The 287-nt window shown below is 60.3% G+C and carries 1 protein-coding gene; it reads left to right on the top strand.

The features are described 5' to 3' along the window. Positions 1–287 (top strand): TonB-dependent receptor plug domain-containing protein (locus RMT89_RS42315; RefSeq protein ID WP_315889078.1); only part of this gene is annotated, 287 nt, incomplete at both ends.

Genomic DNA, 287 nt, shown 5'->3' with positions numbered 1-287 from the left:
AGCATGGCCGACGTGGTGCGCTACGTTCCAGGCGTCAGTTCGCACCAGGGCGAGAACAACCGCGACCAATTGATTATCCGCGGCAACAGTACGTCCGCGGACTTCTTTGTCAACGGTGTGCGCGATGACGTGCAGTATTATCGCGACCTCTATAATCTCGAAAGCGTGGAAGCTTTGAAGGGACCGAACGCGATGATCTTCGGCCGCGGCGGCGGAGGCGGCGTGATCAACCGCGTGACGAAAGAGGCCGGCTACACGCCTTTGCGCGAAGTGACGATCCAGGGCGG

This window comes from Streptomyces sp. P17, assembly GCF_032436805.1.
In the GTDB taxonomy this organism is placed as follows: Bacteria; Actinomycetota; Actinomycetes; order Streptomycetales; family Streptomycetaceae; genus Streptomyces.
This window is presented reverse-complemented; position numbering and strand designations above follow the sequence as displayed.